The organism is Agarivorans litoreus (assembly GCF_019649015.1).
Lineage (GTDB): Bacteria > Pseudomonadota > Gammaproteobacteria > Enterobacterales > Celerinatantimonadaceae > Agarivorans > Agarivorans litoreus.
Genome location: NZ_BLPI01000001.1, coordinates 4296552 through 4310555, shown reverse-complemented (window position 1 = coordinate 4310555; position 14004 = coordinate 4296552). Strand labels below are relative to the sequence as shown.

14 protein-coding genes and 2 tRNA genes are annotated in these 14004 nt (G+C 41.9%); 8 read left to right on the top strand and 8 right to left on the bottom strand.

All coding sequences use genetic code 11. The features are described 5' to 3' along the window. Window positions 1-37: 37 nt before the first annotated feature. The 3 genes from K5L93_RS19875 to K5L93_RS19865 are packed head-to-tail and all read left to right on the top strand — an operon-like array spanning window position 38 to window position 3100. A complete protein-coding gene (locus K5L93_RS19875) occupies window positions 38-1234 on the top strand; it encodes an amino acid ABC transporter permease (protein WP_220721384.1) in 1197 nt (398 codons plus the stop codon). Window position 1235: 1 nt separating this feature from the next. Next, the gene (locus tag K5L93_RS19870; RefSeq protein WP_220721383.1) at window positions 1236-2327 is read left to right on the top strand and encodes an amino acid ABC transporter permease; all 1092 of its coding nucleotides are present in this window, start codon (window positions 1236-1238) and stop codon (window positions 2325-2327) included. Window positions 2328-2341: 14 nt separating this feature from the next. Then, on the top strand, window positions 2342-3100 hold the full coding sequence (locus tag K5L93_RS19865) for an amino acid ABC transporter ATP-binding protein (RefSeq protein WP_220721382.1): 759 nt from the start codon (window positions 2342-2344) through the stop codon (window positions 3098-3100). A gap of 70 nt (window positions 3101-3170) precedes the next feature. Here K5L93_RS19865 and ihfA read toward each other — a convergent pair whose 3' ends face one another. The 7 genes from ihfA to thrS all read right to left on the bottom strand — a co-directional run bounded on the left by ihfA (window position 3171) and on the right by thrS (window position 10249). Further along, the gene (gene ihfA / locus K5L93_RS19860; protein WP_016401503.1) at window positions 3171-3464 is read right to left on the bottom strand and encodes an integration host factor subunit alpha; all 294 of its coding nucleotides are present in this window, start codon (window positions 3462-3464) and stop codon (window positions 3171-3173) included. Window positions 3465-3466: 2 nt separating this feature from the next. Continuing rightward, entirely contained in the window at window positions 3467-5854 is a 2388-nt protein-coding gene (gene pheT, locus K5L93_RS19855) for a phenylalanine--tRNA ligase subunit beta (RefSeq protein ID WP_220721381.1), read from the bottom strand. Window positions 5855-5866: 12 nt separating this feature from the next. Further along, the gene (pheS, locus tag K5L93_RS19850) at window positions 5867-6847 is read right to left on the bottom strand and encodes a phenylalanine--tRNA ligase subunit alpha (RefSeq protein ID WP_220721380.1); all 981 of its coding nucleotides are present in this window, start codon (window positions 6845-6847) and stop codon (window positions 5867-5869) included. Between the two features lie 260 nt (window positions 6848-7107). Continuing rightward, window positions 7108-7461: a 50S ribosomal protein L20 gene (gene rplT / locus K5L93_RS19845; protein WP_016401506.1), complete on the bottom strand. Its 354-nt coding sequence runs from the start codon at window positions 7459-7461 to the stop codon at window positions 7108-7110. A gap of 18 nt (window positions 7462-7479) precedes the next feature. Beyond that, window positions 7480-7677: a 50S ribosomal protein L35 gene (gene rpmI / locus K5L93_RS19840; protein ID WP_016401507.1), complete on the bottom strand. Its 198-nt coding sequence runs from the start codon at window positions 7675-7677 to the stop codon at window positions 7480-7482. A gap of 100 nt (window positions 7678-7777) precedes the next feature. Then, on the bottom strand, window positions 7778-8320 hold the full coding sequence (gene infC / locus K5L93_RS19835; RefSeq protein WP_084681800.1) for a translation initiation factor IF-3: 543 nt from the start codon (window positions 8318-8320) through the stop codon (window positions 7778-7780). A gap of 3 nt (window positions 8321-8323) precedes the next feature. Then, a complete protein-coding gene (thrS, locus tag K5L93_RS19830; RefSeq protein ID WP_220721379.1) occupies window positions 8324-10249 on the bottom strand; it encodes a threonine--tRNA ligase in 1926 nt (641 codons plus the stop codon). A gap of 206 nt (window positions 10250-10455) precedes the next feature. Between thrS and K5L93_RS19825 the strand changes: the two genes are divergently transcribed. After that, window positions 10456-10659, top strand: coding sequence for a CPXCG motif-containing cysteine-rich protein (locus tag K5L93_RS19825; protein WP_220721378.1), 204 nt, complete (start codon window positions 10456-10458; stop codon window positions 10657-10659). On the opposite strand, the gene K5L93_RS19820 is transcribed toward K5L93_RS19825, so the two are convergent. Continuing rightward, window positions 10656-11276: a riboflavin synthase subunit alpha gene (locus K5L93_RS19820; RefSeq protein ID WP_220721377.1), complete on the bottom strand. Its 621-nt coding sequence runs from the start codon at window positions 11274-11276 to the stop codon at window positions 10656-10658. The two genes, K5L93_RS19825 and K5L93_RS19820, sit on opposite strands and share 4 nt — an antisense overlap. On the opposite strand from K5L93_RS19820, the gene K5L93_RS19815 reads away from it, so the two are divergent. The 4 genes from K5L93_RS19815 to K5L93_RS19800 all read left to right on the top strand — a co-directional run bounded on the left by K5L93_RS19815 (window position 11275) and on the right by K5L93_RS19800 (window position 13986). Then, complete coding sequence (locus tag K5L93_RS19815) at window positions 11275-12672, top strand: MATE family efflux transporter (protein ID WP_220721376.1); 1398 nt, start codon at window positions 11275-11277, stop codon at window positions 12670-12672. The genes K5L93_RS19820 and K5L93_RS19815 overlap by 2 nt on opposite strands. Continuing rightward, the gene (locus K5L93_RS19810; RefSeq protein WP_220721375.1) at window positions 12669-13661 is read left to right on the top strand and encodes a DUF3080 family protein; all 993 of its coding nucleotides are present in this window, start codon (window positions 12669-12671) and stop codon (window positions 13659-13661) included. The genes K5L93_RS19815 and K5L93_RS19810 overlap by 4 nt, the downstream gene beginning before the upstream one ends. A 157-nt stretch (window positions 13662-13818) precedes the next feature. After that, window positions 13819-13895 (top strand) — tRNA-Val (locus K5L93_RS19805). Between the two features lie 14 nt (window positions 13896-13909). After that, window positions 13910-13986 (top strand) — tRNA-Val (locus K5L93_RS19800). Window positions 13987-14004 lie beyond the last annotated feature (18 nt).

The following is a 14004-nucleotide window of genomic DNA, read 5'->3' as shown; positions in this document are numbered from 1 at the left end:
CTCTTCGTTTTAATCCTACATTACTAGGTTACATTATATGGCTGCTCATCCTTCTTCAAAGGATAACTCAGCAAATAGTCTTCGTAAGATCTGGTTTGATCCCAACGTAAGAGCGCTAGTTTTCCAAATTATCGTCGTTATCGGTGTTATTGGCTTTTTCTATTACATCATCAGTAACGCGCTTTTCAACTTAGAACAACGTGGCATTACCACTGGTTTTGGTTTTATGAATCAAACCGCAGGGTTCGGTATTATTCAATCGTTGGTTGAGTATGATGAAAGCCACACTTTTGGCCGAACTTTCGTTGTTGGACTGTTAAATACAATTTTGATATCGGCACTAGGTATTATATTCGCCACTATACTCGGCTTTATTATGGGTGTAGCACGCTTATCTAATAACTGGCTTATATCTAGAGTTGCCACGGTTTACATTGAAACCATGCGCAATATTCCTTTGTTACTTCAAATATTCTTTTGGTACTTTGCTGTGCTTAGAGCGCTGCCAAGCCCAAGGCAAAGTGCTCATATCGGGGAAGCCGTTTTCCTTAACGTTCGTGGTCTGTATATGCCAAGTCCGGTAATGGAAGCAGGTTCGAACATCGTGGTATTTGCTTTTATCGCTGCCATTATCGGTTCGTTCATTATCGCTAAGTGGGCTAAAAGGCGCCAAATGGCTACTGGCCAACCCTTTCCGGTTTTCTCAGTATCAGCTGCTCTAATAATATTACTTCCGTTATTAACCTTTTTTGTAATGGGCAAGCCAATTTCTTTAGATTACCCAGCCTTAAAAGGATTTAACTTCCAAGGTGGCATGGTTATTATTCCCGAACTAGCAGCTTTGCTTGTTGCACTTACCACCTACACGGCTGCGTTCATAGCAGAAATTGTGCGTTCAGGTATTTTGGCTGTTAGCAAAGGGCAAAGTGAAGCTGCAGAATCACTAGGGTTAACGCGCACGCAAGCTTTAAAATTGGTGATTATACCGCAAGCTATGCGGGTAATTATTCCTCCATTGACGAGTCAATACTTAAACTTGACTAAAAACTCATCATTAGCGACTGCTATTGGTTATCCCGATTTGGTCTCAGTGTTCATGGGAACAACCCTTAATCAAACAGGACAAGCCATTGAGGTGATTGCATTAACTATGGCGGTTTACTTAACCATTAGTATTACTACCTCTATTTTGATGAACATTTATAACAAGAAAATGGCTTTAGTGGAGCGTTAATATGTCGGTACATCAATTTAAACCTGATTTAGCTCCTCCTAACCTCAGTGTGGGTTTTGTTGGATGGCTTAAGAAGAATCTTTTTTCTTCTTGGATAAATAGCTTTTTCACCCTGTTTATTCTTTACCTTATCGTTCCGCCATTAGTGGCAGCTATTCAATGGCTATTTTTAGAGGCCGATTGGATAGGAAATAGTCGTGAAGCATGTACCAGCGATGGAGCGTGTTGGGTATTTGTTGCAGATCGCTTTTCACAGCTTATTTATGGGTTTTACCCGACTGAAGAGCGTTGGAGAGTAGATTTGGTGTTTGTCACTTTTACCTTCCTAATAGCAGCGTTGGTATATGAGAAGACGCCCCACAAACCTAAAATTGCTATTTTTAGCTTAGTAATTTACCCAGTAATTGTGTTTTTCCTTTTGCTAGGTGATTCATTCGGCTTACCTAAAGTAGAAACTCACCAGTGGGGGGGGCTAATGCTAACCTTAGTGTTGGCAATTGTAGGTATCGTTGCAGCGTTGCCGTTTGGTATTTTGCTGGCACTAGGTCGCCGTTCTCATATGCCTATTGTACGAAGCTTTTGTACCATTTATATTGAGTTTTGGCGTGCAGTGCCATTAATCACTGTGTTGTTTATGGCTTCAGTAATGTTGCCGTTATTTGTAGGCTCCGAAGTTGACTTCAACAAATTGTTACGTGCAATGATTGGCATCATTATGTTCCAATCAGCGTACATGGCTGAAGTTATTCGTGGTGGTTTACAAGCTATACCTAAAGGTCAATACGAAGCTGGCGAAGCACTTAGTTTAAGCTATTGGCAGTCGATGGGTTTAATCATTCTGCCGCAGGCTTTGAAGATTACCATTCCTTCTATTGTTAATACCTTTATTGCACTGTTTAAAGATACGAGTTTGGTACTGGTTATTGGCTTATTCGATCTATTAGCTATTGGGCAATCTGCGTTGGCAGATCCAGAATGGCTTGGTTTCTCGACAGAAATGTACGTATTTATCGCTTTTGTATTTTGGGTGTTCTGTTTCGGTATGTCTCGCTATTCGATTCATCTTGAGAAGAAACTACACACAGGACATTAATAAGGAAATTTTACATGACATCTAATCAAACAAACCCTGAAGTGGTTATTCAGCTCAAGGGGATGAACAAATGGTATGGTGAGTTTCACGTACTAAAAGACTTAGATCTTACCGTAACCAAAGGCGAGAAAATCGTAATATGTGGGCCTTCAGGTTCAGGTAAATCAACTATGATCCGCTGTATTAACCGTTTAGAAGAGCACCAAAAAGGCGACATCATTGTTAATGGTACCGAACTACTTAGTGACCTAAAGAGCATTGAAACGGTAAGAAGCGATGTAGGAATGTGTTTCCAGCACTTTAACCTCTTCCCCCACCTCACCGTTTTACAAAACTGTTGTTTAGCACCTATTTGGGTTAAAAAAATCCCTAAAGCCGAAGCAGAAGCTACCGCAATGAAATACTTAGAACGGGTTAAAATTCCAGAGCAAGCTGATAAGTTTCCCGGTCAACTTTCTGGTGGCCAGCAGCAGCGTGTAGCTATTGCCAGAAGCTTATGTATGAACCCTTCCATCATGTTATTCGATGAACCGACATCAGCATTAGACCCCGAAATGGTACGCGAAGTATTAGATGTAATGGTAGAACTTGCTGACGAAGGCATGACAATGCTGTGTGTAACCCATGAAATGGGCTTTGCTAAACAAGTCGCTGACCGTGTAATTTTCATGGATAGAGGCGAAATTATCGAAGAAAACGTGCCGGTAGAGTTTTTTGAAAACCCTCAGTCTGATAGAACTAAACTATTTTTGAGCCAGATTTTAAATCACTAAACTACACGCCTTAAAAATATAAACCAAAAAAAAGGAAGCCAATTGGCTTCCTTTTTAATACCCTAAACATCTATTTAGGTTCGGCGTTCTCTACCCTACTCTTGAGCTTTTGCCCAGGTCTAAAGGTGACTACTCGACGCGCAGAGATGGGGATGTCTTCTCCCGTTTTCGGGTTACGACCAGGGCGTTGATTCTTCTCCCTTAGATCAAAGTTACCGAAACCGGAAATTTTGACTTGTTCCCCACTTTCCAAAGCCACCCGTATTTCTTCAAAAAAAGCTTCAACAACTTCTTTAGACTCTCTTTTGCTAAAGCCTAAGTTTTCAAATAAATTTTCTGCCAGGTCAGCTTTAGTTAATGCCATAACTAGTCCCTCAAGGATGCGTCAAACTCTGTACGTAACGCCTCTACAATGCTATCAACTGTAGCGGCAATCTCTTTTTCTTCTAGGGTACGGCTTTGCTCTTGCAAGGTTAAACTGATCGCAATACTTTGCATATCGTCTGCAATGCCTTTCCCTTTGTATACATCGAATAAGTTTACGCCAACTAATTGATTTCCGCCAACTTTCTTAATGCAATTTAATAAATCGCTAGCTTTTACCTGTTGCGATACCAATAAAGCAAGGTCGCGACGGTTAGCCGGGAACTTAGAAACTGGCTGGGCATCTGGTAATTTACGCTGAGTAACGGCGGCTAATACCAATTCGAACACAAATATCTTACCACTCAAGCCAAATGCTTTAAGATGCTGAGGATGCAAAGCACCAACGTAACCAACCACTTCTCCGTTGCGCAAAATGTTTGCCGCTTGCCCAGGATGTAGCGCTGGGTTCTGGGTGGCTTCAAAGCTAAAAGAATCTGCATCAACAGTTTGTTGAATCAGCGCTTCTACATCACCTTTGATATCGAAGAAATCGAGTTCTCGTTCAGTGCTGTTCCAAGCTTCTTGATTAGCATTACCACTAATTACACCTGCAAGCATTGGTGTTTGGCTAACACCATTTTCGGCATTTTGGTCAGGAACAAAACGTAAACCGGACTCAAATACTCGAACACGAGATTGCTGACGCTTTTGGTTGTAAGAAACCGTGTCTAACAATCCGGTCAATAAACTTAAGCGCATTACCGACATTTCTACAGAAATTGGGTGTGGCAATACCATTGTTTGTTGCTGTGGGTGCAACAGTTGTTGACGCTTAGGGTCTACAAAGCTGTAAGTCACTGCTTCTTGGTAGCCGCGGGCGCAAAGTAGCTGACGTAATTTTGTTGCTGGCAGCTCAATTTCTTGATGTTGACTCATTTTTAATGAAGCAACTGGAGAAACATTTGGAATGTTGTTGTAACCGTAAATACGAGCAACTTCTTCGATTAGGTCTTCTTCAATATCCATATCAAAACGATAGCTAGGCGCTGTCGCATCCCAACCTTGTTCTGTTTCTGTTACCGACATACCTAAGCGAGTGAGGATTTCACTAACTTGCTGTTTAGCAAAGTTATAACCAACAACTTTTTCCAAGCGCGCGTGGCGTAGAGTAATTGTCTTCGCTTTAGGTAATTTAGTTTGGTCACCAGACTCAACAACAGGGCCAACTTCACCGCCACAAATTTCAACAAGAAGTTGAGTAGCGCGCTCAATAGCTTGGTTTTGTAGTTGGTAATCTACGCCTCGCTCATAACGGTGTGATGAGTCTGTATGCAAACCATACTGTCTCGCTCTACCGGTAATCGCCAATTTACTGAAGAAAGCACACTCTAAGAAAATGTCTTGGCTAGTTTCAGTTACACCAGTTTTCTCGCCACCAAAAATCCCCGCCATTGCAATTGGACCAGTTTGGTCACAAATAGCTAAGGTGTTTTCTTTAAGCTCAACTTCATTACCGTCGAGTAAAACCAGCTTTTCACCATCGTTAGCTAAACGTACATCAATAGAGCCTGTTAGTTTAGCTAAATCAAAGGCATGCATAGGTTGCCCTTGCTCAACTAACACGTAATTGGTGATATCTACAACCGGATCGATTGAGCGAATGCCACTGCGGCGCAGGCGCTCTTGCATCCATAGCGGTGTTGCTGCTTTTACATTTACGCCTTTAATTACACGACCTAAATAACGTGGGCATTGTTCGGTAGCTTCAACATTTACTGTAAACGTGTCGTTAATTGTTACTTCAGCGTTTTGCCATTGTGGTTCTGCTACGTCTAACTGATTTAGTACACCAACTTCTCGCGCTAAACCTCGTAGGCTTAAACAATCTGCGCGGTTAGGCGTTAAATCTACTTCAATGATTACATCATCTAGCTTTAAGTAGTCACGTAAATCGGTACCGATTGGAGCATCACTAGGCAATTCCATAATACCGTCGGATTCGTCACTAATGCCCAGTTCGCTGTAGGCGCAAAGCATGCCATGAGAGGGCTGCCCACGTAACTTCGCTTTTTTGATTTTAAAGTCGCCCGGTAATACTGCTCCAACAGTTGCAACGGCTACTTTTAGACCTTGTCGGCAGTTTGGTGCGCCACATACAATATCAAGCAACTCTTCAGCGCCAATATTGATTTTGGTAACACGAAGTTTATCTGCATCGGGATGTTGGCCACATTCAACCACTTCGCCAATAACTACACCGTTAAAATCAGCCGCTACTGGCTCTATGCCATCAACTTCCAGGCCGGCCATAGTAATTTGTTCTGCTAACTCGTCGCGAGAATTACTAGGGTTAACCCACTCTCTTAGCCAGGATTCACTAAATTTCATCTCAATTAACCCTTAATTAAATTGTTTTAGGAAACGTAAATCGTTTTCGAAGAATGAACGTAAATCGTTAACGCCGTAGCGCAACATGGTTAAACGCTCTACACCCATGCCAAAGGCAAAGCCAGTGTACTCTTCAGGGTCAATATTTACTGCGCGTAATACATTTGGGTGCACCATGCCACAGCCCAAAACTTCCAACCAACCATTCTTACCTAGTACATCAACTTCAGCGGATGTTTCGGTAAACGGGAAATATGACGGACGAAAACGCACTTGCATGTCTTCTTCAAAAAAGTTTTGCAAGAAATCGTACAACACGCCTTTTAACTCGGTGAAGTTAACATTCTTGTCTACCATCAAACCTTCAACCTGATGGAACATAGGCGTATGCGTTTGGTCGTAATCGTTGCGGTATACGCGGCCAGGAGAAATAATTCTGATTGGCGGCTTTTCGGTTTCCATGGTTCGGATTTGTACACCAGAAGTTTGGGTGCGTAATACCAAATCGGGATTAAAATAAAAAGTATCGTGGTCAGCACGTGCTGGGTGATGCTCGGGAATATTCAGTGCATCAAAGTTATGGAAACCATCTTCGATTTCTGGGCCAGATTTAACCTGAAAACCTAACTCGCCAAAAAACGTTTGAATACGTTCAATTGTTCGAGTAACAGGATGTAAACCACCAATCTCATCGGTACGACCTGGTAGCGTTACATCAACGGTTTCCGCCGCCAATTTTGCGTTTAATTCTTGTTGAACCAATAATTCACGCTTTTGATTCAATGCTTCTTGGATAGCTTGTTTAGCTTGGTTAATAAGTTGACCAGCTTGAGGACGCTCTTCAGGCGATAATTTGCCAAGTCCCTGTAGCTGTTTAGTCATTAACCCTTTTTTACCTAGGTATTCTACGCGAACGGTATCGAGTTCGTTAATCGCAGAAGCTGCTTCTATGTGAGTCTTCGCCTGATTGATTAGCGCATCAAGATCTAGCATGATTTCCTCATATTCCACCAAGGGAACGGCTGATTTTTAGTATTTAATAAGACCGGAAATAGTACTTTAATGAGTCGCTGATGGCTAGCGCGGAAGCTTGTTTGCTAAGGATTTTTATAGGAGTTTGTTGGGTATTTGAGCAGACGCTAAAATGTAATGGAAGTTGATGCTTTAAACTGCTGAGATTAAGGCCAAATTTGTTGAAAAAATGGTAATAAAAAAAGGGAGCCTAAGCTCCCTTTTTACAAACTTGATAAAACTTATAAAGCAGCTTTTGCTTTTTCTACCAATACTGTGAATGCTGCTTTATCAAAAACAGCAATATCAGCTAGGATCTTACGATCGATTTCGATAGATGCTTTTTTAAGTCCGTCAATGAAACGGCTGTAAGACAAACCATTTTGACGAGAAGCAGCATTAATACGTGCAATCCATAGTTGACGGAATTGACGTTTACGCTGACGACGGTCACGGTAAGCGTATTGACCCGCTTTAATTACCGCTTGGAAGGCTACGCGATAAACACGTGAACGTGCTCCGTAGTAACCTTTGGCTTGTTTTAAGACTTTCTTATGACGTGCACGTGCTTGTACACCGCGTTTAACTCTGGCCATTCTTAATTTCCTCTAAACTTATGCGTACGGCAACATGCGAACAATTGATGCAACATCAGATGCAGCAATCATACCCTTCGGACGAAGGTGACGTTTTACCTTAGTACGGCGCTTAGTCAGGATGTGACGAAGACCAGCTTGTTTGTATTTAAAACCACCAGAAGCAGTTTTCTTAAAGCGCTTAGCTGCGCCTTTGTTCGATTTCATTTTTGGCATTTACATGCACTCCGCATTGCGAGTTTAACAACATATAACTAAAGGCGAACAAAAACAGCTTACTCGTTAAAGTAAGCTGCTTGTTACTTGGATGCCTTAGTTACTTCTTTTTAGGGCCTAACACCATAACAGCTTGGCGACCTTCCATTTTTGGAAAAGCTTCCACAACTGCTAGCTCTTCTAAATCACCTTTAATGCGATTTAAAAGATCAAAGCCTAAGCTTTGGTGTGCCATTTCACGACCACGGAAACGTAGCGTTACTTTAGCTTTATTACCCTCTTCTAGAAAGCGAACCAGGTTGCGTAGTTTTACCTGATAGTCGCCTTCGTCAGTTCCTGGTCGGAATTTTATTTCCTTAACCTGGATCTGTTTTTGCTTCTTCTTCTGTTCTTTTACAGATTTACTCTTTTCGTAAATGAACTTACCGTAATCCATGACCCGACAAACAGGTGGTTCAGCATTCGGACTAATTTCAACTAAATCTACGCCAGACTCTTCGGCAATGTTTAGCGCTTCATTCAAACTTACAATGCCAATGGACTCGCCATCTAAGCCATTAAGGCGTACTTCTTGAGCTTGAATTTCTTCATTTATCTTATGTGCTCTTGCAGCTTGTTGCTGACCACGTCTTCCGGTTTTTATAATTTATACCTCAATACAATTATTGTCACGATTGATGATTTCTTGCTTAACTTGCTCAACAAACTTGTCTACTGCAAATTTCCCTAAGTCATCACCCTTACGAGTTCTAACCGCAACCTCATTACTTTCGACTTCTTTATCGCCGACAACTAACAAATAAGGAATACGCTTTAGAGTATGTTCGCGGATTTTAAAGCCTATCTTCTCATTTCTCAAGTCCGCAATGGCTCTAATGCCCTGTTTATTTAATTTTTTTACTACTTGATGGACAAAATCAGCCTGTTTATCAGTAATATTCATGACAACAACCTGTCGAGGTGCTAACCAAGTTGGGAAGAAACCAGAATATTCCTCTGTCAAAATACCAATAAAGCGTTCAAGTGAACCTAAAATGGCTCGGTGAATCATTACCGGTACATGGCGTTCATTGTCTTCTCCAACAAACGAGGCAGACAAACGACCTGGCATTGAGAAATCTAACTGAACAGTACCACATTGCCATGCTCTATCTAGGCAGTCGTGAAGTGTGAATTCAATTTTAGGGCCGTAAAACGCACCTTCACCCGGCAAATAAGAAAATTCGATACCTTTTGATGCTAATGCATCAGCCAAGGCTTTTTCAGATTTATCCCAAGTTTCGTCGTCACCTACTCGCTGTTCTGGACGAGTAGAAAGTTTCACTTCAATTTCTTCAAAGCCAAAGGTTTTGTATGTTTCGTAAACCATGTCGATACACGAAGCAACTTCATCTTGAATTTGGTCTTCAGTACAGAAGATGTGTGCATCATCTTGAGTAAAGCCACGCACACGCATCAAACCATGTAAAGAACCAGATGGTTCGTTACGGTGACAAGAACCAAACTCAGCCATGCGCAATGGAAGGTCACGGTAAGACTTCAACCCTTGGTTAAAGATTTGAATATGACCCGGACAGTTCATTGGCTTAACCGCGTATTCACGGCTTTCTGACTGAGTAGTAAACATTGCATCTGAATACTTATCCCAGTGCCCAGATTGCTCCCACAAACTACGGTCCATAATTTGTGGTGCTTTTACTTCTTGATAATCGTACTTAGTTAACTGCTCACGAACATAAGTTTCTAACTGACGAAAAATCGTCCAACCAGAGTCATGCCAGAACACCATACCTGGGGCTTCTTCTTGCATGTGGTAAAGGTCTAGCTGCTTACCAATTTTACGGTGGTCGCGCTTAGCGGCTTCTTCAAGACGTTTTAAGTATGCAGCTAGTTGTTTTTTATCTGCCCATGCGGTGCCATATACACGTTGCAACATTTTGTTTTTGCTATCGCCACGCCAATATGCCCCAGCTACCTTCATCAATTTAAAGTGATGACAGAACTTCATGTTAGGTACGTGTGGACCGCGACACATATCTACGTATTCTTCGTGATGGTAAAGCCCAGGAGTAGCACTCGCCTCAATACCTTCAATAATCTCAAGCTTGTAAGGTTCTTCGCGTTGTTCGAATACCGCTTTGGCTTCCGCTAGAGGCACTGTCTTTTTAACTACATCGTAGTTAGTTTTAGCCAGGGCTTTCATGCGTTTTTCAAGGTTTTCAATATCTTCTTGAGTAAGCGAATGCTCTAAATCAATATCGTAGTAAAAGCCATTATCAATAGTAGGACCAATAGCCATTTTAGTTTCAGGCCACATTTGCTTAATGGCATGACCCAATAAGTGAGCACAAGAGTGACGAATGATTTCTAAACCATCTTCGTCTTTAGCGGTGATAATCGCTACTTGAGCATCTTCAGATATAAGTTCACAGGCATCTACACGTTCACCGTTTACACGGCCAGCAATACACGCTTTAGCTAAGCCTGGGCCGATATCGGCTGCGATATCCATAGTTGAAACTGGGTTTTCGAATTGACGTTGACTACCGTCAGGAAGAGTAATAACTGGCATATTTATCCTTGCTCATACAGTGGTGATGCCTACCAAACATCACATGATTTAGTCGATAAAATTGAGTACTTAATGCACTTAAAAGATGGGCAATATTAAAGGTCTGAGCAGATAACTTCAATAGCTTATGGTTTATTGATCTTGATACTCGTTGAACTAACCATTTTGAACCATAATTAGACAGTGGACATATTGGAGTAGTTGTTATGAAAAACTATGTCGAAAAAATGATTTCTTGCCCAACTTGCGGTCACCACACCCCCCTTATTTTGGATGCGAGTAACGGTGACCAAGACTTTTATGAAGACTGTCGAGTATGTTGTAACCCAATACATTGCCGTTTACAGCTTGATGAAAGCAACGATAAATTATTGGCCTTTGTAGACGCCGACGACGAGCAGTACTTTTAACTTAACCAGCGTTTCAAGTCACCGCTTGCCGCTAAGTTTTTGATGGTATCAATCGCTGTCTGAGTTGCGCTGTCTATTTCAATATTCACTAAATCACCTAGTTGCTTGTCACCTAGAGTAGTAACCCGCAAGGTTTCGGGAATAATGTGCAGCCAGAACCCCTGCTCACTCAATTTTCCAACCGTTAAACTGGCGCCATCAACACACACAAAGCCCTTATAGATAACATAGTCGCGCCACGCCTTATCTAAGGCTAGATGAATCGCTAAGTTGTTTTCTGTTGGTAACAACTCAATTATTTTAGCAGTACTATGAATATGGCCAGAGACAAGATGACCACCGATTTCGTCCCCTACCTTCGCTGCGCGTTCAATATTTACTAAATCCCCTTCTTTTATTGTGCCTAAGTTTGTTAGACTTAGCGTTTCTTGAATCAAGTCGAATTGAACACCTTGTTCGCTAATGTTTACCACCGTTAAACAGGTTCCGTTTACGGCCACACTAGCGCCTACTTTCAAGCCTTCGGTATCCGCTAAATCAATCCAGAGCCGCATGAATCCTGGTGATAACTCGACTTTGACTACTTTTCTTTTATTCTGAACAATTCCGGTGAACATGAAGCATTTTTTCCTGGGTTTTAAACAACGATTTTCCAAAGAGTGTTTTGCCATACTGCGGCTAGCAGGGCCAATTGTAGTTGCTCAACTTACCATAACCGGTATGAGTTTTGTTGATACAATTATGGCCGGCTCGGTAAGCCCTACCGATTTAGCCGCTGTGGCTGTTGCCGCTAGCTTTTTTAACCCAATTATTTTGTTACTACAAGGCATATTAATGGCTGTTACGCCTCTAGTTGCCTATCAAATTGGCGCTAAACAAGCACATAAGGGCGGAAACATATTTCGCCAAGCATTGGTGATTTCAATGTTTCTTGCCGCTGCTGCTTGGGCCATTTTATGGTTTGCGCCTAATGTTTTTAACATTATGGATGTCGAAGAGCAGTTAGTTGGTCTAACAAAGCAATACTTGTATTTTGTTAGTTTTGGATTGCCTGCTTTTTCTTTATACCAGGTATTGCGAGGAGTGAACGAGGCCTGCTCAAACATTAAAGCCATTATGATGATTGGCATAATGGGCTTGCTAATAAACATTCCGATAAACTACATCTTTATTAATGGTTTGTTTGGCATGCCAAAACTCGGTGGCGCTGGCTGTGGTGTTGCCACGGCAATGGTTAATTGGTTTATGGCTGTAGCCATGCTGATTTACGCTACCAGAAGTAGAACCTTGTTACCGCTTAACTTGTTTGAACGATATCAAGGGATTGATTGGCCAATCGTATCGCGAATATTCAAATTAGGTTTGCCAATTGGCGGCGCCATATTCTTTGAAGTAACGCTGTTCTCTATGATTGCTTTGCTGTTATCGCCACTTGGCGCAGACATTGTGGCAGCTCACCAGATTGCGCTTAACTTCACCTCAATGGTATTTATGTTGCCATTAAGCATTGGCATCGCGCTTACTATTCGTGTTGGCAATTTTATGGGTGAAAAGTCGCTAGATAAAGCGCAAGTATGCGCCTATAGCGGAATTATTCTTTCCATTATCATTACCTTGTTTATAGCTACTGCGACTATCGTATTTCGTCACGACATTATCGCTTGGTACACGGAAAACACCACCGTAGCTGCCATTGCAGCCCCACTATTTTTGTTAGCGGCCACCTATCAGCTATCAGATTCAATGCAGGTATGTTGTGCCGGTGCGCTTAGGGGTTATCAAGATACTCGTTTCATTTTAATCGTTACCCTAATTAGTTTTTGGCCAATTGGTTTAGGTGTTGGATCTATACTTACATTTACCGATTATTTAACCGAAGAGCCAATGGGAGTGATCGGTTTTTGGATAGCCATAGTACTAGCACTAACTGCCTGCGCTATTGGCTTGTGCTGGCGACTAATTTGGGCGAGCAATAACCCAGACAAACTTCACTTAATAAACAAGGAAGCATGAGCAAAAAACAGCGTGTTGTTTACTCATTATTAGCACTGGGTATAGGTGCATTTTCTTATGGGCTAATTTATTGGCAAAAGCCGCTTAGTGAGCGGCTTTTTCAAGATTATAGCGCTAGGTTAAATAGAGTGCTTTCCATTTCAATAAAGGCTCCGAACCAAACCGAATCACTTCCGCAAGTTTATTGGCGGAGCTACTTAAAAAAAGAGCCAGAGTTATCACTATCACTGCTAGACAGCATTACCCTTAAACACTGCGGATTAGACCAACTGGTTTTCGAGAAGAATTCGAGCTTAGGTAAACATGCTAGTGCCGACTACACACTGGTTTGGCATATTGATTTGATAACCGGGCTACAAACTTGCTTGGCCAACAACCACCTTGAGCCTCAGCTAAAAGCCTCGCTACAACACATACTAGTTACAAAACGTGCAGCAATTAATGTTTACTGGCACAACTTTTTGGTTAACGAACTAAGCATTAGGCACTTGTGGTCTAGCCAACAAGCTATTGGCAAAAATCCGCTTCCTTCCTACAGAGCGCTTGCTACAAACTTAACAGAGTTGAGCCACATACACGGTGAGCTGGTCACCAGCCACAGCATAAACAAGAAACAACTTCTGCAGTTAAGTGAAAAGCTGCAAAAAGGCGCAAGTATTTTGGCTCTCCTTCAAGAGCTTAATGCAACTAGTGCCTGGTTAAACAAGGTCACCATGGCGCTAGATGCTCGTCAATTCTCCTGCCAAGAAAGCAAAGCCGATTACGATATCTTACGTAACATTCTAACTAAGGTTTATACAGTAAAGGTGCAAGACTATCTTGCCGAGCTCGATCAAAGTGCCAATGCTGTTTTAAATTCTTTGTCTCCACTAATGCAGCAGTCACACGCCGAACTATTAGTACGCGTAAACTCTATACATTTAGAATTTAAACAGGCTAACCGCAAACACGTAAAACAATGGATGCAAATACTTGATAGCTGCACGTAAGTTTAAGGCAACATCTTTTCATGCTTTTGAGTTTGTTTATGCTAATTACAGAAGCACTGTTTAATCATTGAACATTCAGTTCGCATAATCATTATCAGCAGTTGACGCATGCCTGCAGTTACAGTACCTTTCTCCGCGTAGGCTAAAACCTCACTATACAACCGTAGCTCAGTTGGTTAGAGCACCACCTTGACATGGTGGGGGTCGGTGGTTCGAATCCACTCGGTTGTACCAAAATCTAAAACGATATTCGCGTAGCTCAGTTGGTTAGAGCACTACCTTGACATGGTAGGGGTCGGTGGTTCAAATCCACTCGCGAATACCAACTCTATTGGTAAGTTCC

What these genes read in the sequence shown, in the direction of transcription:
- ihfA (WP_016401503.1), bottom strand. Translation starts at nt 3,464, where the DNA reads ATGGCATTAACTAAAGCTGACCTGGCAGAAAATTTATTTGAAAACTTA.
- pheS (WP_220721380.1), bottom strand. Translation starts at nt 6,847, where the DNA reads ATGCTAGATCTTGATGCGCTAATCAATCAGGCGAAGACTCACATAGAA.
- K5L93_RS19810 (WP_220721375.1), top strand. Translation starts at nt 12,669, where the DNA reads ATGAGCAAAAAACAGCGTGTTGTTTACTCATTATTAGCACTGGGTATA.
- K5L93_RS19825 (WP_220721378.1), top strand. Translation starts at nt 10,456, where the DNA reads ATGAAAAACTATGTCGAAAAAATGATTTCTTGCCCAACTTGCGGTCAC.
- thrS (WP_220721379.1), bottom strand. Translation starts at nt 10,249, where the DNA reads ATGCCAGTTATTACTCTTCCTGACGGTAGTCAACGTCAATTCGAAAAC.
- rplT (WP_016401506.1), bottom strand. Translation starts at nt 7,461, where the DNA reads ATGGCCAGAGTTAAACGCGGTGTACAAGCACGTGCACGTCATAAGAAA.
- rpmI (WP_016401507.1), bottom strand. Translation starts at nt 7,677, where the DNA reads ATGCCAAAAATGAAATCGAACAAAGGCGCAGCTAAGCGCTTTAAGAAA.
- pheT (WP_220721381.1), bottom strand. Translation starts at nt 5,854, where the DNA reads ATGAAATTTAGTGAATCCTGGCTAAGAGAGTGGGTTAACCCTAGTAAT.
- K5L93_RS19820 (WP_220721377.1), bottom strand. Translation starts at nt 11,276, where the DNA reads ATGTTCACCGGAATTGTTCAGAATAAAAGAAAAGTAGTCAAAGTCGAG.
- K5L93_RS19870 (WP_220721383.1), top strand. Translation starts at nt 1,236, where the DNA reads ATGTCGGTACATCAATTTAAACCTGATTTAGCTCCTCCTAACCTCAGT.
- K5L93_RS19865 (WP_220721382.1), top strand. Translation starts at nt 2,342, where the DNA reads ATGACATCTAATCAAACAAACCCTGAAGTGGTTATTCAGCTCAAGGGG.
- K5L93_RS19815 (WP_220721376.1), top strand. Translation starts at nt 11,275, where the DNA reads ATGAAGCATTTTTTCCTGGGTTTTAAACAACGATTTTCCAAAGAGTGT.
- K5L93_RS19875 (WP_220721384.1), top strand. Translation starts at nt 38, where the DNA reads ATGGCTGCTCATCCTTCTTCAAAGGATAACTCAGCAAATAGTCTTCGT.